The sequence below is a fragment of the Paraburkholderia megapolitana genome (assembly GCF_007556815.1).
GTDB lineage: Bacteria > Pseudomonadota > Gammaproteobacteria > Burkholderiales > Burkholderiaceae > Paraburkholderia > Paraburkholderia megapolitana.
Genome location: NZ_CP041745.1, coordinates 1554199 through 1571906 on the forward strand (window position 1 = coordinate 1554199; position 17708 = coordinate 1571906).

General features: G+C 63.0%; 14 protein-coding genes. 12 read left to right on the forward strand and 2 right to left on the reverse strand.

Annotated features, from left to right (window positions below; genetic code table 11):
• Window positions 1–109 precede the first annotated feature (109 nt).
• Both FNZ07_RS20425 and FNZ07_RS20430 read left to right on the forward strand, forming a co-directional pair.
• A complete protein-coding gene (locus FNZ07_RS20425) occupies window positions 110–1324 on the forward strand; it encodes an aminotransferase class I/II-fold pyridoxal phosphate-dependent enzyme (protein WP_091018976.1) in 1215 nt (404 codons plus the stop codon).
• Between the two features lie 51 nt (window positions 1325–1375).
• A complete protein-coding gene (locus FNZ07_RS20430; RefSeq protein ID WP_091018974.1) occupies window positions 1376–2764 on the forward strand; it encodes an MFS transporter in 1389 nt (462 codons plus the stop codon).
• Window positions 2765–2843: 79 nt separating this feature from the next.
• On the opposite strand, the gene FNZ07_RS20435 is transcribed toward FNZ07_RS20430, so the two are convergent.
• Window positions 2844–4079, reverse strand: a complete 1236-nt coding sequence (locus FNZ07_RS20435; RefSeq protein ID WP_091019182.1) for a citrate/2-methylcitrate synthase — start codon at window positions 4077–4079, stop codon at window positions 2844–2846.
• Window positions 4080–4348: 269 nt separating this feature from the next.
• On the opposite strand from FNZ07_RS20435, the gene FNZ07_RS20440 reads away from it, so the two are divergent.
• The 10 genes from FNZ07_RS20440 to FNZ07_RS20485 all read left to right on the forward strand — a co-directional run bounded on the left by FNZ07_RS20440 (window position 4349) and on the right by FNZ07_RS20485 (window position 16490).
• A complete protein-coding gene (locus tag FNZ07_RS20440; RefSeq protein WP_091018972.1) occupies window positions 4349–5476 on the forward strand; it encodes a cupin domain-containing protein in 1128 nt (375 codons plus the stop codon).
• Between the two features lie 28 nt (window positions 5477–5504).
• Complete coding sequence (gene dapA / locus FNZ07_RS20445; protein ID WP_091018970.1) at window positions 5505–6398, forward strand: 4-hydroxy-tetrahydrodipicolinate synthase; 894 nt, start codon at window positions 5505–5507, stop codon at window positions 6396–6398.
• A gap of 42 nt (window positions 6399–6440) precedes the next feature.
• Window positions 6441–6995 carry a hypothetical protein gene (locus FNZ07_RS20450; RefSeq protein ID WP_091019180.1) on the forward strand — a complete coding sequence of 185 codons (555 nt, stop codon included), beginning with the start codon at window positions 6441–6443 and terminating at the stop codon, window positions 6993–6995.
• Entirely contained in the window at window positions 6992–7981 is a 990-nt protein-coding gene (locus tag FNZ07_RS20455) for an ornithine cyclodeaminase family protein (RefSeq protein WP_091018967.1), read from the forward strand. The genes FNZ07_RS20450 and FNZ07_RS20455 overlap by 4 nt, the downstream gene beginning before the upstream one ends.
• A gap of 134 nt (window positions 7982–8115) precedes the next feature.
• A complete protein-coding gene (locus tag FNZ07_RS20460) occupies window positions 8116–9177 on the forward strand; it encodes a porin (protein ID WP_091018965.1) in 1062 nt (353 codons plus the stop codon).
• 14 nt (window positions 9178–9191) lie between these two features.
• Complete coding sequence (locus FNZ07_RS20465) at window positions 9192–10553, forward strand: MFS transporter (protein ID WP_091018962.1); 1362 nt, start codon at window positions 9192–9194, stop codon at window positions 10551–10553.
• A gap of 25 nt (window positions 10554–10578) precedes the next feature.
• On the forward strand, window positions 10579–11568 hold the full coding sequence (locus tag FNZ07_RS20470) for a substrate-binding domain-containing protein (RefSeq protein ID WP_091018960.1): 990 nt from the start codon (window positions 10579–10581) through the stop codon (window positions 11566–11568).
• A 49-nt stretch (window positions 11569–11617) separates the two neighbouring features.
• Window positions 11618–13585, forward strand: coding sequence for a thiamine pyrophosphate-binding protein (locus FNZ07_RS20475; RefSeq protein ID WP_091018958.1), 1968 nt, complete (start codon window positions 11618–11620; stop codon window positions 13583–13585).
• Window positions 13586–13594: 9 nt separating this feature from the next.
• Complete coding sequence (locus FNZ07_RS20480) at window positions 13595–14230, forward strand: c-type cytochrome (protein WP_091018957.1); 636 nt, start codon at window positions 13595–13597, stop codon at window positions 14228–14230.
• Between the two features lie 355 nt (window positions 14231–14585).
• On the forward strand, window positions 14586–16490 hold the full coding sequence (locus FNZ07_RS20485) for a DUF3857 domain-containing transglutaminase family protein (RefSeq protein ID WP_091018955.1): 1905 nt from the start codon (window positions 14586–14588) through the stop codon (window positions 16488–16490).
• An 18-nt stretch (window positions 16491–16508) separates the two neighbouring features.
• Here FNZ07_RS20485 and FNZ07_RS20490 read toward each other — a convergent pair whose 3' ends face one another.
• A complete protein-coding gene (locus FNZ07_RS20490) occupies window positions 16509–17660 on the reverse strand; it encodes a branched-chain amino acid ABC transporter substrate-binding protein (protein ID WP_091018953.1) in 1152 nt (383 codons plus the stop codon).
• Between the last annotated feature and the right edge of the window lie 48 nt (window positions 17661–17708).

Consider the following 17708-nt stretch of genomic DNA (forward strand, 5'->3'; position numbering starts at 1 on the left):
AAATCTGATTGAAGGGTTCAATATAACGCGTTTGCCTGAAGGCAGCGATGCTGCGCATACTGCGTCGACTTCACTGATTTGCCGCCGCCGCGGCCCGGAGACCCGTGCAATGCCGAAGACTTACGACGAATTCAAACAACTGGACATGCGTCTCGACATGTCGCGCGGCAAGCCCGCGCCGGAGCAACTGGACCTCGCGTGGGCATTGCTCAACGAGGCGGGCTCGACGGGTTTCCTCGCACGCGATGGCTTCGATTGCCGTAACTACGGGCACGCGCTTGGGTTGCCCGAGGCGCGCGAGTTCGGTGCGTCATTGCTCGATGTGCCGGTGGGGCAGGTCGTGGCTGCCGGCAATTCGAGTCTCGAGTTGATGTACGACGCGCTTGCGTTTGCGATGTCGTTTGGGGTGCCGGCCGGCGAACCATGGTCACGCGGCGACGTCGCCTTTCTGTGCCCGGTGCCGGGCTACGACCGACATTTTTCGATCTGCGCCGCGCTCGGCATTCGCATGATCCCCGTACCGATGACCGACGACGGTCCCGACATGGACGTCGTCGAAGCGCTCGTGCGCGAGGACGCATCGATCAAGGGGATCTGGTGCGTGCCGCTTTACAGCAACCCGAGCGGGGCCATCTATTCGGCAGAAGTCGTGCACAGGCTCGCATCGATGCCGACCGCCGCCGCCGACTTCCGTCTGTTCTGGGACGATGCGTACCGCTTCCATCATCTGACCGACACGCGGCACACGACGCCGAACGTGCTCGACGCGTGCGTGGCGGCGGGGCATCCGGACCGTGCGCTGATTTTCGCGTCGCTGTCGAAGGTGACGATAGCGAGCGGCGCCATCGCATTCCTCGCCTCGTCGCCGCGCAACCTGGCGTGGTGGCAGCAGCGCAGCGCGGTGCGCACGATCGGTCCGGACAAACTGAACCAGTTGCGGCACGTAAAACTGCTGCGCGATCGCGCCGGTGTCGAGCAGTTGATGGAGCGTCATCGTGCGTTGCTGCGGCCGAAGTTCGATGCTGTAACGGCAGCGTTTCGCGAACGGCTCACAGGGGTGCCCGATGTGAGCTGGAACGAACCGGCAGGGGGTTACTTCATCAGCCTCTACGTGCCGGCTGGCCTCGCGAAGCGCACGGTCGCGCTGGCCGCGGCTGCAGGTCTCGTGTTGACGCCTGCCGGCGCGGCGTTCCCGCACGGTGACGATCCGCACGACCGGCATCTGCGGATCGCACCGACGTTTCCTTCGCTCGACGAGGTACACGTTGCGGCGCAGGGCATCGCGCTGTCGCTGCTGCGTGCGATCGACGAAGCGACGCGTTGAGCGGGCGGGCGACGGGTTTCGCAAGACGGGATTTTGCGGTAAAAGAACCGCATGACCGACCGCGCCCGACTCATCCCTCTCATCGTCGCCTGCCCGCTGTTTCTGCAAAACCTCGACACGTCGATCATGGCGACGGCGTTGCCGTCCATTGCACGTTCGCTCGAGGTCCAGACGCTGCATCTGAATCTCGCGATTACGTCCTACCTGCTGAGCCTCGCGGTGTTCCTGCCCGCGAGCGGCTGGCTCGCCGACCGCTTCGGTCCGCGTCGCGTGTTCTGCGCGGCGATCGTGCTGTTCTCGGTCGGCTCCGCGCTGTGCGGGCTCGCTAACTCGCTGCCGCAGCTCGTTGTATTCCGCGTGCTGCAAGGGATGGGCGGTGCAATGATGGTGCCGGTCGGTCGTCTGATCCTGCTGCGCAGCGTGCCGCCCGCGCGCATGGTCGCCGCGATGGTCTGGTTCACCGTGCCCGGTGCGATCGGCCGGCTGGCCGGGCCGCTGCTCGGCGGCCTTGTCGTCACCATCACATCGTGGCGCTGGATCTTCCTGCTGAACGTACCGTTTGGCGTGCTCGGTGTGCTGCTCGCGCTGAACTTCATCGATGGTACATACGAGCCGCTCATCGAGCGCTTCGATCTCGCAGGTTTCATTCTGCTTTCGACAGGGCTCGTCGGCCTGGTCGGCGGTCTCGATACCGCGGGCCGCGGGCTCGTGCCGCCCACCGTCACGTTTGCTTTCGCGTCGATCGGTGCGCTATCGCTGCTTGCCTACTGGTTCTATAGCCGCCGCCGCGCCGATACGATCATCGACCCCGGCATCCTGCGTTATCGCGCGTATCGGACCGCCGTGCTCGGCGGCATGCCGCTGCGTATCGCGATCGGCGCGTCGCCGTTCCTGCTGCCGCTGATGTTCCAGCTCGGCTTCGGCTTGTCGCCGCTGCAGTCAGGATCGCTGAGCGTGGCGACCGCGATCGGCTCGCTCAGCGTGCGTGCAGTGATGACATCGGCGATCCGCCGCGTCGGATTTCGTACGCTGTTGATCGGCGCGACTTCGCTGACTGGTTGCTTCTATGCGTGCTATGGGCTGTTTCGACCGGGCACGCCCCATCTGCTGATCTTCGTCGTGCTGTTGTTTGGCGGGTTGTTCAATTCGCTCGGCATGGTGACGCTCAACACGCTCGGCTACTCGGATATGCCGAAGCTGAAAATGAGCCGCGCCACCGCGCTGTCGAGCATGGCGCAGCAACTGTCGATCAGTATCGGTGTCGCGTTCGGTGCGTCGCTGCTGACGTTGACCGCGCATCTTTATGGCGGCAGCGCCGCGCTTCTGAGTGCACGCGATTTTTCGCCGGCGTTCTTCGTGGTTGGCGCGCTGACGCTTTGCTCGCTGTTCTTTTTCGTGCGGCTTTCGCATGATGAAGGGGCGGAGTTGCGGCAGCGGTGACGGGCGAGGCATCGCTCGGACGCGTCGCACGGTGTCGCGAGTGGCTGCTTGCTGAAATGGCGCGGTGCCGAAACACGCACTACATGCGCAGTCCTGCGATGTACTTCGCGCGTGGCCGTAACAGAAAGGCCTGCGCACGCTGTTCCAGCACATGCGCGACCCAGCCGGCGGTGCGGCTGATGATCCACACGGCGGTCGCCGTGCCATCCGGCAGCCCCAGGGCGCGGGCAAGCACGACGAGCGCGATCGCCACGCCCGGATGCATCGAGAGCCTGTCTTCCGCGAGCATGAGAAAGTCGAGCGTGGGCGCGGTGTGCGGTGTCGCATGTCGCAGCGCGCGCACCTGTTCGAGAATCAGATTGGCTCGCACATCGCCGTCCGGATACAACGGATGGTTGAAGCCGAAGAGGCTTGCGCCGACTTCGCGAACCAGTTGCAGACGGTCTGCCTGATCGCAACTGGCGATGTCGCGCAACAGCAGCGTCTCCACTCTCTCGGTTGCGGTACCCGTCGAGAAACCGACGTGCGAACCGATCGCCGACGCGATGCAGTTGTAAAGATCCGCATTCGTCGATGCCGCAACTCGCGCAGCGAACGTTGCCGGCGCGAGTTCGTTGTCCGCCAGCACCGTGAGCGCGCCATTGAGTGCGAACACGGCGTCGGGCGTACCGGTGCCTCCTGCCGCGCGCAGCAGATAGGCCGCCATACTCTCGCCGCGCTCGCGCATCACAAATGCACGCGCGTTGCTCAGAAAGCCGAGACATCCGGTCATCGTCTGCATGATGAGGCGCGCCGCCTGCACGGCACTGCCATCGGAGATCTCTTCCGCGCCGCGTCCCTGCATGCCGAGCGCGAGCGGCACCATACCGAGCAGATTGGCGATGTCGCTGCCATCCAGTTTGCCGGCGTACGCGTCGAATAACGGCAACACGGCTTGCGGTGTGTCGAGCGTCCCCCACGCAGTGACGCCGTCTTGCCAGATGCCCGTCATCAAAAGCTGCGAAACCGATTCGAACGACGAACCCGCTTTCGCCATCTCGACTGCAGACCGGTTGCGATACAGCGGTCCTTGCGCCGTGATGTTCGTGATGGCCGACGCGAGCACCGGCTCACCCCAGCGCATCGTCGATTCCGCCGATGCTGCTCTCGCTGTGCGTCCGCGTTTGCGGCTTCCCACCCGTTCGACATCGGCGCGCACATACAGGCTGCGACGACCGTCGTCGTGCGGCGCAGTGCCGATCAATCCGCGGCTTACGTACGAATAAAGCGTGGCCGGTTTGATATTGAGCCGTGCCAGCACCTCTTCTCGTGTCATCAGATCTTTGGTCGTCATTGAATCAATATAATCAATATAAATTGAGCTATAGAACAGCATCTCATGTTCTCGGAGAAGTCTAGCAGAGCGCCATAGAATCTGGAAATTTCAGCCTTTCTCACCATGGCACATCGGTACAACGAGTTTTATATTGATTTCAAATATCAATCTTGAACGATAAAAAACCGGAGAGTAACTTCCAGTCCTCAGTTCTATTTTTTGCACCCGTCCGGCAGCACGCCGACCGGGTGTCTTGAGGAGACTTTCCGATGCATGACCTGAGACGCGAATTCGGGCCGGCGCAAGCGCACTTCGTCGATCAGACGGGCCAGCGTCCCCATGACAATCGTTACTGGGCGCCGGTGATCGTGAGTCGCGAAGCGATCGACGCCGAAGTGGCTCGTCTCGCCGCGTTGCCGAAGCCGCAGGACGGCCGCCGTCATTCGTTGATCGTTCACCCGTTCGCACGCGAGGGCTCGCCGGGACTTGCGCCCGGCATCCAGGTATCGCTCCAGGTGCTGTTGCCGGGCGAATCGACCGAGCCGATGCGTCACAACGCGACCGAGGTGAATTTCTGCATTCGCGGTGGCGGCGCGACGCGCGTTGCGGGTCGCACGATCGCATTCCGCCAGTACGACGTGTGGAACCATCCGTCCTTCGTGGCGTACTCGCATACCAACGACACGGACGACGTCCAGGTGCGTCTCGTCTATTCGAACATTCCGTTGCTACAGCACATGGAAGTGTATGTGCCGGAGTTCGGCGTCGAACTCGACGTGCCGACTGAAACAGCGAACATGCACGCGAGTGACGACCCGAAGCGCCGCAATCCGTTCGGTACGTTCCCGATCGGCAACGACGGCGGTCTGCTGATGCCGTACGAAACGTTGATCAATCCGCAGGTGGTCGACTCGCGTCCGTTGCACTTTCCGTGGCAACAGGTGAAGGCCGAACTCGACAAGCTCGAGGCGCTCGGCAGCGAATACGTCGGGCGGCGTCTGTACATGATGTACAACCCCGTGACGGGCCGCACTAACGGCATCACGCCGAACTTCTTTGCAACGATGACGATCCGGCCGCCGAAGATCGTCGATCGTCCGCATCGTCACGTGTCTTCCGCGATCAACTATTACTTCTCGGGTTCGGGCTACAGCATGGTGGCGGGCAACCGCTACGAGTGGAAAGCCGGCGATCTGATGCTGTCGGCACCTGGCTGGGCCGTGCACAACCACGCGTCCTATGACGACTACGTGTACGAGCTGACCATTCAGGACCAGCCGCTCAATATCTACATGCAATCGCTGCTGTGGCAGGAGAGCATGAAGGAACCTCTCGCGCTGCTCGGCACGCAAACGGGCTTTTCGACCAACCGCGCGAATACCGCCAAGGTCGCCTGATTTGCGCGACCGACAAGGAATCTGAACCATGCGCGATATCTCATGGCTGAAGGGCTCGATTACGCCGATCGTCACGCCGTTTCGCAACCAGGCGGTCGATTACGAAACCTACGCGCGGCTCGTCGACTGGCAAATCGTCAACGGGGGGCACGGTGTGCTCGTGAACGGCACGACAGCCGAGCCTAGTCTGCTCACTGTCGCCGAACGCAACCGCCTGGTGGACGTGGCGATCGAGGCGGCGGCGGGTCGCGTTCCGGTGCTCGCTGCGACGGGCTCGCAATCGCACGCCGAAACCGTCGAGCTGACGCAACACGCCGACAAGGCCGGTGTCGATGCGCTGCTGATCGTCACGCCGTACTACATCCGTCCGCCGCAGCGGGGCCTCGTCGAGTATTACGCGGACATTGGCGCACGAACCGAACGACCGCTGCTGATTTATCACATTCCGGGGCGAGCCGCCGTCGGCATGGAGCTCAACACAGTCAAGACGATCCGCGAACGCGTGCCGAATCTGGTTGGCATGAAGCACGCGGTCAACGACATGGCCTTCGTTACGCACATGCTCGATGCGTTCGGGCCCGAGTGGCGCGTATTCGTCGGGCTCGAGGAGTTGAGCTACCCAATGCTCGCCGTCGGCGCGTGCGGGTTGATGAATGCCGTCGGAAATCTGGCGCCGCGCAAGGTCGCCGGTCTGGTCGAAGCCGTCGAGCGCGGCGATCATGCTGCCGCCCGCCAATTGCACTTCGCGCTTTTCGAGCTGAACCAGGCGGTGTTTTACGACACGAATCCGATTCCCATCAAATACATGATGAAGCGCATGGGCCTGATTCCAGCCAACGACCATCGCCTGCCGATGATGCCCGCCACGCGCGAACTCGAAGCACGGCTCGACGGCGTGCTGGATCGCGCTGGTCTGCTCTGAATGCACGTTGACGACGCGAGCCACCATGAACCGGAGACAACGATGAGCGACCGAATCCCCAGGCTGGAGATGACCCAGATGCGCGTCGATCTGGCTGCGTATCTGACGCCCCGCGTCGAGCGGCTGCGTTATCTCGGCGAGCTTTTCAAGTGCATTGGCCATGCGCCCGACGTCACGCTGCATTTCATGCATTTCACCGATGCACTGAAGCACGCGTTGCCCGACCGTCTGACCGAACTCGGTGCGCTGACTGTCGCGAGCTACATGGAGAATCGTTACGAACGCAATCAGCACGAGCGGTTGAGCGTCAAACTGGGTTTCCCATGCGCGTGGATCGCACAGGTCAACCAGCTCGATCCTTCGGCTGCGACGGAGTTGAGCGAAACCGAGTTGGCTGCGCAGCGCTATGCGCTCAAGGCGTTGCGGACCCGCGGGCTGGATGCGCAGGAGGAGTTCGACACGCTGGCGACCCTCGTGACGCCCGCCGAAGCAATGGCGTTCGTAATGCTGATCGGCCGCTACGTTACGCATGCGATTGCCGTCAATACGCTACGGCTGGAGCCGCCCGTGCCGTCCATCTTCGCGGGCGAACCATGAGCGCAGCGACTCCGCCCATCTGGATCTCGGAGCAGCAGATCGTCTCGCTGATGAACCTGTCGGGCGCGATCGAGGCGCTCGAAAGCGGCCTTGCGCAACAGGCAGGTGGCGTGGCGCTCAACATGGGAAAAACGCACGTCGCGTGGGGGCATAACAATCTGCACGCGATTGGCGCAGCGTTTCAGGAAGCAGGCATCGTCGGCACCAAGACGTGGGCGCATACGGAAGGCGGCGCCTGCCCGCTGCTGATGCTCTTCGACAGTACGAACGGTCAATTGAAGGCCATTCTCGAAGCGTTTGCACTCGGCCAGATGCGCACGGGTGGCATTTCCGGTGTCGCGACCCGATGGCTCGCGCAGCCCGACGCGGAGGTGCTCGCGCTGATCGGCACCGGCAAGCAGGCGCTCGCGCAGCTCGCTGCCGTCGCCGCGGTACGACGCCTGAAGCTGGTGCGTGTGTACAGCCCGACGCCGGACAAGCGTCGCGCGTTCGTCGAGCGGGCGCGCGAAAAGTTCGAGATTGAAATCGTTGAGGCCTCATCGGTGGAAGCCGCCGTTGCCGGTGCGCCGATCGTTACGACAGTCACGCGCGCTACGCAAGCGTTTCTGCCTGCATCGGCCCTCGCGCGCGGCGCGCACGTGAACGCTGTAGGCGCCATTACGGAAGAACGAATCGAACTTGCCGACGATGTGTTTGCGCGCTGTACGCGTGCCGTAGTCGACGATCTCGGCGCGGCCAGGCGGCTTTCGACGGAGTTCGTCCGCGCATACGGTGCGACGGATCGCTGGAACGAAGTGGTGCCGTTATGCGACGTCGTTGCGCAACGCCTCGCACGCACGGCATCCGACGACATCACAGTGTTCAAGGCGATGGGTATGGGTGTATCGGATCTCGCGCTCGGCCTGCGTCTGTACGCGCTCGCGAGCAGGATGGGGCTCGGTATACCGCTGCCGCAACCGCGCCGCGAGTTGCCGCGCCTCGACTGACCGCGCGTGTGCGAGTGCGGTTTCGCTCGCGTTGCTTCGCGCGCAAGCTTGTCCGGAATCGACTCGCTGTGTTCCGGCACGACGATTTCGAATCTGAATGAATACACGAATAAAACAATATTGGAGACTCGACAATGAAGAAGCACCATGCGCTCACCGCGGTCGCCGTGTCATGCGCGGCTGTCCCGACTGCCTATGCGCAAAGTTCGGTGACACTCTATGGCATCACTGACGTCGGCATCGAAGTCGTCAATCATGTGCCCGGTCCGAACGGCACCTCCGGAACGGCGGTGCGTATGGAGTCGGGCAACCTCGCCGGTTCGCGCTGGGGTTTGCGCGGTCAGGAGGATCTGGGCGGTGGATTGACGGCTGAGTTCGATCTGGAGAACGGCTTCTCGATTGCAAACGGCACGTTGGCGCAGGGCGGTCGCCTGTTCGGACGTAAGGCGTACGTCGGGTTGAACACGCCGTATGGCGAGGTGACGTTAGGTCGACAGTACAACCTCCTGTACGGGTTGATGTACGTGTACGATCCGCTCAACTTCAATCCCGGCTATTCGGCGCAGGGCTACGATGCGACCCTGGTGGGCCGCGTCGATAATTCAGTGCGGTATCTGGCTCATTTCTCGGATGTGACATTTGCGGCGTTGTACAGCACGGGCTTCGACTCGACCATTCCGAACGGTGCACAGGTGCCGGGCCACTCGAAGGTCGGCCGCGAATACAGCGTTTCGCTGCAGTACGCGAACGGGCCGGGCAATGTCGGGATTGCGTACGATCAGATGCAGGGCACCTCGATCGCGACCGCGGACGTGACGCAGATGCGCGTGATGGGCGGCGGGTCGTACTCGTTTGGGCCCGTGAAGGCCTTCATCGGTACACGCTGGCTCAACATTCGCAACAACATGGCGCTGCAAAGCTCGCTGCTGTACTGGCTGGGCGCCGCGTGGCAGGCCAGCGTGCCGCTCGTATTTTCGCTGGGTGCCTATCAGGAACGTATTCGCGGAACCGGGCAGAAGACCACGAGCGGCGTGCTGCTAGCCGACTACTTTCTATCCAAGCGCACGGACGTCTACGCCGAGGTCTCGTATGTCAGCAATGCCAGTGGCCTGAATTTCGGCGTGCGTGCGCTCGGCGACGTAACGACGGGCAGCAACCAGACCGGCGCAGTGGTCGGCATCAGACACGCCTTCTGACAGCGGAGAACATCATGGCTCAACACAAGGTATCGATGCCCGCGAGCCGCATCGACGTTCGCCAGGAACTGGAAGAAGCGCGTCTCGGCGGATTCCATCTTCGACTGGGTATCCTGATCTCGCTGATCCTGCTGTTCGACGGCTACGATCTGTACAACTCCGCGTATATCGTCCACTACGTGACCGGACCCTGGGGACTTTCGCCGACGCGCATCGGCATCATGCTGTCCAGCGGACTCGCCGGATTTGCAGCGGGCTCGGCCATCAGCGGCCTGCTCGGCGATCGTTTCGGGCGGCGCAAGATCCTGCTGCTCGGCTGCTGGGGCTCCGGTGTGATGAGTCTTGCGATCGCGGTGTTCGCGGACAATCTCGCGTTGTACATTGCGCTGCGCGTGACGATGGGGCTCGCGCTCGGACTGCTGATGCCGCTCGCTGTCACCTACATCAACGAGATCGCGCCGACGCGCTCATCGAACGTTTTCACGAGCCTGTTTTTCTCGCTCGGCTGGGTGAGCGGATCGTCGTCGGCGGGGTTGATTGCGGCGTGGCTCACACCGCGTTTCGGATGGCAGAGTCTCTACTACGTCGGCGGCATTTCGCTGGTGTTCGCGCTGGCGATCCAGTTGTGGCTGCCGGAATCGCCACGCTTTCTCGCCAGCCGCGGTCGCTGGGACGAGGTGAAATCGCTGCTTTACCGGCTGCGTCCGGAACGTGCCGCGGCCTACGACGTCGGCGAGTTCGCCGCCGCCGGTACGGTTTCGCACAGGAGCCCGCTCGGCCGGCTGCTGACGCACGAATACCGGCTGCGCACGTTGAGCTTCTGGGCTGCCGGCGCATTGAGCCTGTTCTCGGCCTACGGGCTGTCCGGCTGGCTGCCGACCATCATGCTCAAGCGCGGCGAGAATCTGTCGTCGAGTTTCGCCTACGGCTCGCTGTTCGCCGGCATGGCGGTGGCGGGTGGTCTGATCTCGGGCTTCATCGCTGACCGGGTCGGCGATCGCCGTCGGGTCATCGCGCTGTCGTATCTGCTAGGCGCGGCGATGGTCGCCCTGCTGGCCTGGGCAACCGACCGCACCACGACGCTCATCGCCGTCGCCGGCGCGGGTGCGTTCGTCGTCGGTTCGCAGATCGTGCTCAACAACCTCGTTGCGACCGCTTATCCGACCGAAATGCGTGGCACCGGGGTCGGTCTGTTCCTCGGTCTGTCGCGTGTCGGTGCGATGTTCGGGCCAGCGGTGGCCGGCATACTGCAACAGTGGTCGGGCGGTCCCGGCATCATGTTCGTCGCGATCGGCATTGCGCTGCTGACGACGGCCACGCTGATACTGACCATCGGTCCTTCGCAACCGCACGTGGTCGTGACCAACGCTCACTGAGTTTTCCGCTTCTACGAGAGCCACTATGTCGAGACTGTCCTTGAGCCTCGCCGTCAGCGATTACGACCACGTGCGCGATCTGGTGAGTGGGCGCGTGCGGCCGGAAGGCATCGACCTGTTGCCTTCCGTGCTGAACGTCGAGGAGATCTTCTATCGCACGACCCATTTCCAGGAATGGGACATCTCCGAGATGTCGTTCGGCAAATATTCGTCGTTGCGCTCGCAAGGCGATGACCGGCTCGTCGGTTTGCCGGTGTTTCCGTCACGCTCGTTCAGGCAGTCGTCGCTCTATGTCCTTCGTGACGGTCCCGTCCTGCGTCCCGAGGACTTGCGTGGCAAACGCATCGGTATTCCGGAGTGGGCGCAAACGGCCGCGATCTATTCGCGCGGCTGGATCGCACATTCGCTGGGTATTCCGCTCTCTGAAATCGAATGGGTACAGGGCGGCGTGAATGAGGCGGGGCGCAAGGAGAAGGTGAACGTGCGCGTGCCCGAGGGCGTGTCGTATCGCTGTGAGCCGACGCAGTCGCTGACCTCGATGCTGCTCGACGGCAAGATCGCGGCCGTGATGAGTGCGCGTCCGCCCGAGCCGGGCGGCGACCGGGCTTTCGAAATCGTGCGTTTATTCCCCCGCTTTGCAGACACGGAGCGCGAGTACTACGAAGCCACACGCATTTTTCCGATCATGCATCTGATCGTGCTGCGCCGCGAGATCTTCGAAAAGCATCGCTGGATCGCGGGCAATCTGCTGAAGGCTTTCGAGGAAGCGAAGCGCAATAGCCTCTACCGCTTGAGCGATGTTACCTGCTCTCACTTTCCGTTGCCGTGGATGCCGGCGCGTGTCGCCGAGGCGGAGAAACTCTTTGGCGCGGATATCTGGCCTTACGGACTGGAGCCGAATCGCACGACGCTCGAAGCGTTTCTGCAGTTTGCTTACGAGCAGGGCGTGTGCCATCGGTTGCTGAAGCCGGAGGAATTGTTCCCGGTCGAAACACTCAGCACAGTGCGCGTATGAGCGCGATACGTGCCGGGCGCAGTTGGTCAAACCTCGGAGACCCATTGATATGTCCAGACGCCTTGCGCATGGGCGGCGCATTTTTCTGAAAGAAGCTTTGACCACCGCAACGGCGGCGGCGCTGGTCACGCCACGCGGTGCTCTCGCAACGGCGCCTGCTGTTGCTGTCGGTCCCGCCGTGGTCGAACCGAACGCCGCGCTCGTCGCCGCGGAAACTCAGGCACACGCACCGATGCCTTCGCTGTCCGAGGCCGCGGCAACCGATTCAACGCACGTCGGTAATCCCGGTTCGGATTTCATGGTGGACATGTTGAGAGCGGTCGGCATCGACTACGTTGCAGCGATGCCAGGATCGACGTTCCGCGGTATTCACGAGTCCATCGTCAACTATGCGGGAAATACGCGCCCCGAACTGATTACCTGCACGCATGAAGAAGCGTCGGCTGCGATCGCCCATGGCTATGCGAAGGTGGCGGGTAAACCTATGGCCTGCCTGGTTCACAGTACCGTCGGATTGCAGCATGCATCGATGGCCATCTACAACGCCTGGTGCGATCGCGTTCCGATGATGGTGATCGCCGGAAATATCGAAGACGCTTCAAAGCGGCGCAACGGGGTGGAGTGGTATCACACGGCACAGGATCTGGGTGCCCTGGTGCGCGACTATACGAAGTGGGACGACATGCCACTGTCCCTGCAGCAGTACGCGGAGTCGTTCGTACGCGCTTACTCGATGTCCGTCACCCCACCGATGGAACCCGTACTCATCGTGGCCGATGGCGAGTTGCAGGAGCGACCGATCGAGCACGCGACCGATATCGTCGTACCGGACCTTCGTCCAGTCGCACCACCGGTGGCGAGTCCCGACGCGCTTGCTGCTGCCGTTGAGCTACTGCGTCATGCGCAGTCGCCGGTCATCGTGGTCGATCGTGCCATACGTACGGCTGCGGGCATGGACACGCTGATCGAAATTGCAGAAACCCTGAACGCTCCGGTCATCGACCTGCTCGCGCGGATGAATTTTCCGACCAACCACTACCTCAATCTCACGTGGCAGCAAAACGCGTTGATCGGTCAGAGCGACGTCATTCTCGCACTCGAAGTGGGAGATCTCTGGGGCGTCACAGGCGTGGTGTCCGATTCGATTGGGCGGCCCTCCAGACGGATTGCACGCCCGGATGCGAAAGTGATCGGCATCTCGACCGCCTATCTGTACGGCAAGTCGAATATGCAGGATGCGCAGCGCTATTCGTCTGCGACGCTCGCCATCGCGGCCGATGCGGAAGCATCACTGGCCGAGCTGCTGCGCATCCTGAACGCATCGATGACCCCTGCGCAAAAGGCGAGCGCCACGGCGCGCGCCGAACCGCTAAAGCAGGCCTTCGATACCATGCGCGCGGCTGCGCGCAACGACGCGACGCGTGGTTGGGATGCGAGCCCGATCAGTACGGCGAGGTTGTCGCAGGAAGTCTGGAACGTAATCAGGCACGAAAAATGGGCGCTCGTATCGTCGTCGCTTTTCATTAGCCGCTGGCCGCAGCGTCTTTGGGATTTCACGGAGCCTTACCAGTACATCGGTGCCGAGGGAGGCTACGGTGTGGGCTACGGCGCACCGGCCGCCGTCGGTGCGGCACTGGCACATGCACGAGCCGGACGCATCGCCGTAAATATCCAGACCGACGGAGACCTGATGGTGTTGCCCGGCGTGTTGTGGACGGCCGCACATCACAAGATACCGCTGCTGACCGTCATGCATAACAATCGGGCGTGGCACCAGGAGAGCATGCATGTCCAGCGGATGGCGAACCGGCGTGACCGTGGAGCGGACCACGGCACCGTGGGCACGGTCCTGAACGATCCCGACATCGACTTCGCGGCAATGGCCAGGAGCATGGGCATGTGGGCGGAAGGGCCGATCGCGAAGCCAGAGGACCTGGGACCTGCTCTCGCTCGTGCGCTTGCCGAGGTAAAGAATGGGCGGCCCGCCTTGCTCGATGTCGTGACTCAACCGAGATAGGCGGCGATCGTGAAAAAATGCCCGGTATTGAACAGACACGTCGTCGCGTTTACGGTCGCGTGTCTGTTTCTCTGCGCAACAACATCCGCCGCCGATGCGACACCGGATGCGGTGGCGCGTGGGCATGCGCTCTTCGTGAGCAAGGGGTGTTTCGAATGCCACGGCTACGTCGGGCAGGGCAGCATCATGTCCGGTCCCAGCATTGCTCCTGCGCCACTGCCTCTTGCCGCGATGGCCGCCTACATTCGCGCGCCCAAAGGCCAGATGCCGCCCTACAGCACGAAGATCCTGAGCGATGCCGAGCTGCGCGACATCCATACCTACCTTGAGTCGATACCCGCGGATCCGAAGCTCGACACGGTTGCTCTCCTGAAGGCCGAGCGGTCGCAGACGGTGAGCACCACCGTGCCGACGACGCTTGCACATGGTGAAGCTGTATTTGCTGCTCACTGTGCGGCATGTCACGGCGCCATGGGCGAGGGTGGACTGGGGCCGGCGTTGAAAGGAGTCGCCGGGAGGCTGAACGTCGATGGGATCGCGGCCTCTGTGAGAAATCCGGCTGGCGCAATGCCTCGGCTGGTTCCGGCGGTCCTGAGCGATCAGGACGTCAACGACGTCGCGCGGTACGTCGCGACCCTGAGGTAAGGATCGTGACCGCGACTATCGCGTAGAGGTTGTCGGCAAGGTCGATTTCCGTGGTGCGCCGGGTGCGACGGGCGCGGGGAGGAAGCCGCGGTATGGATCGATAGCTGAAGTGTTCATGGCGTGGGCTTCATGTAAGAAAGCGCACACGGCGTCGTGTTTGCCGGCGATGTGCTAAAACGACGATACGGAGCCGACGAGGTGACATCTTGGAGAAACTTGCTGCAGAACTGCGACGGGCGCTTACGTGCCGTGCTCGCGACCGCGTTGCCGGCAGGAGCGCGCCGCGCAGCGTGGCGGGACGCGACCTGCTAATTCCTGTCGAGCTACCACCCGGCGCATGTGGAGCACAGCCCATATGAGCCGTCTCGTCCGCCGCCTTCGCGCAGTAGCGGCGTTACCGTTGCTGGTCGGCGCATGCAGCGCATCCGCGGTCTATGCCGACGAAACCACCACCACCTCCTCCGACGATCCCGCGCCGTCGACGCTCGAACGCGACGTACATCTGTTCATCGTGCAAAAGGACGGCTCCATCGAAGAGCGCGACGACACGATCATGCGCGCCAACACGACGAGCGGCGTCGACGACATCGCCCAGCGCTACGTGTGGTTCAATAAGGACATCGAGCATGTCGAACTGCTGAAAGCGGAAACCATCGATCGCAACGGCGTCGTGCATCCGGTCGGCCCTGAAGCGATCCGCGATGTGCAGGAGCCGCGTTCCGCCGGTGCGCCGACGTTCCAGGACGGTGTGCTGCGCACAGTGATCTTTCCGGGTGTGGAACCGGGCGCACGCGTGCATCTCGCGTTTCGCAAGACCCGCACGATCCCGCTACAGGCCGGCACATTTGCGTATCTGGTCGAACCGACGCGCGGCCCGGTCGAACTGCAACAACTGATCTTCGATCTGCCCGACGACGTGCCGCTCTACGCAGACGCACGCGGCTACACGGCACTCCCGCCGGTGAGCGAGAACGGCCGCACCCGCTATACCTTCGAATATCGCCACGGCCCGTATGCACCAACCGAAGCCGGCGCAGTCGGCTACGCATCATGGGGCGACCGGTTGATGGTCTCGACGGTGCCCGATTTCGCGTCGTTCGCCGCGCATTACCGCTCGGCCGCAACCGATTCGACGATGACCGATCCTTCGATCGTGAGCCTGGCGCACTCGTTGACCGCGGGCCTGACCGATCCGACCGCGAAAGCGCGTGCGCTGTATGACTGGATGCGCTTCAACATCCGCTACGTCGCGCTCTTTCTCGGCGAGACCGCGGCCGTTCCGCACAAGGCCGTCGACATCCTGCGCAACCGTTACGGTGACTGCAAGGACCATGTCGCGCTATACACCGCTTTGCTTGCTGCGGTAGGCATACACAGTCAGGCGGTACTGCTCAATCTCGGCCCTATATATACGCTGCCGACAGTGCCGGGCTACGGCAACAGCGCGATCAATCACGCGATCGTCTGGATCGATCAGTTGCAGCGCTTTGCCGATACGACCTCGGGCGGCGTCGCGTTCGGCTATCTGCCGGCGGGCGTGATGGACCGGCCGGTGCTGCTCGTCGACGATGGCGTGCTCGCGCGTACGCCCGCTACGCAGCCGCGCGGACGCAACACGCGGTTGCAGATCGCCATCGATACGAGCGGCACGGCGAGCTTCGCGTATCGCGTCGAAGACACGGGCGCGCCCGCCGAACTCGAGCGCAACGTGTTTCGCCGCGCGACGCACCGGCAGGCCCAGCAGCTTGCCGCGGACCGTCTGCGGCAGACCGGGTTGTACGGCATTGCGCGTGTCACGACCAGCGATGTCGCGGCGACTGACGGTCCGTTCGCAACGACGATGGAGGGCACACTCGAACATGTCGTCTGGCCCGATGGCACGACGGCGCTGCCCGCATTGACGAGTCTCGCAGGCGGACTCGGGACGCAGGTGCAGGCGTGGCTCGCGGAACCGGAGCGCACGCAGCCGTGGGCGTGCATCGGTGGAGATTTCGACGAGACGGCGGAGATCACGCTACCCGACACCGTGCACGTGACCGACCTGCCCAACGATACGGCCGTGCGGGACCGCTTCCTCGACTACACGTCGCACTACGTGTTCGACCCGGTGGCACGCACGCTGCAGATCACACGGCGGCTACACGCGCAGTTCGGGCATCAGGTATGCACGCCCGACGAATTCGCGCAGATGCGCGCCACGCTGCTGAAGATCGAGCGTGACGCATCGTCGCAAGTCGTCGTGCGGGTGGTTAAAGGGTAAAGCGCAGCGTACGAAGAATCAGCTACCGCCCTTCGTCACGATCGGCACCCAGGTACCACCCTTCACCTGATACAGCGTCGACGCGGCATTCTTCAACGCGCCATTGCTATCGAACGCAATGTGTCCGGTAACACCGTCGAAGCTGATGCTCTTCAACGCCGGGCGATAGGTCGCAGGCACCGACGACTTCGCCGCTTCCATCGCCTTGATCGCGGCCCATGCGGCGTCGTAGCCGAACGGCGCGTACGACAGGATGTCGACGCCGAACTGCTTCTTGAACTTCTGCGAGAAGTCCTTGCCACCCGGCAGTTGCGCAAGCGGCCGGCCGTACTCCCAGGCCATCGCGCCATCGGCGGCATCGCCGGCGAGCTTGATGAACTCGGGATCCATCACACCGCCACCACCCACCAGTTGCGCCTTCAGTCCCAGTTGCTTCATCTGCTTCGCCACCGACGCCGCCTGCGTATCGAGCCCGCCGAAGAACAGCAGGTCCACGTCGGTGGCCTTGATCTTGGTGAGCTGGGTACGGAAATCGACGGCCTGGTTCGACGTGAATTCGTGCGCGACGAGATTGCCGCCGTGCGCTTTCACCGCTTTCTCGAACTCGTCGGCCTCGCCCTGGCCGAAGGCGGTGCGGTCGTCGAGGATCGCGATGCGCTTCGCCTTCGTGACTTCGACTGCATAGATGCCCGCGTTGCCGGCGTTCTGCGCATCGGTGGAGATCACCATGAAGGTGTTTGCGAAGCCCTGGCCGGTGATGACCGGATTGGTTGCCGCGGGGTCGATCATCGGAATGCCCGCGGTCTCGTAGACGCGCGACGCGGGAATCGTCGTACCTGAGTTGAAGTGGCCGACCACCACCGACACGTTCTGGTCGACCAGCTTTTGCGCCGCTTGCACGCCGATACGCGGATCGGCCTGATCGTCTTCCGACACGAGATCGAAGTGCGCGACCTTGTCGCCGATCTTGATCTGCTGCGCGTTGGCCTCGTCGAGCGCGAGCCGCACGCCGTTCTCGAGGTCCTTGCCGTAGCCGGCATTGGCACCGGTGAGCGGTGCGGCAAAGCCGATCTTGACCGGCAGGCTGTCGGCCAGCGCGGCGAGCGGTGCTGTCGCGAACAGCACACCCAGTGCCACCGCGATTGGATTTAGCGTCTTGCGAAAGCTCATGATTTCTCCTTCCATCGACAGGTGACGCCGCCAGCGTACGGACGATAC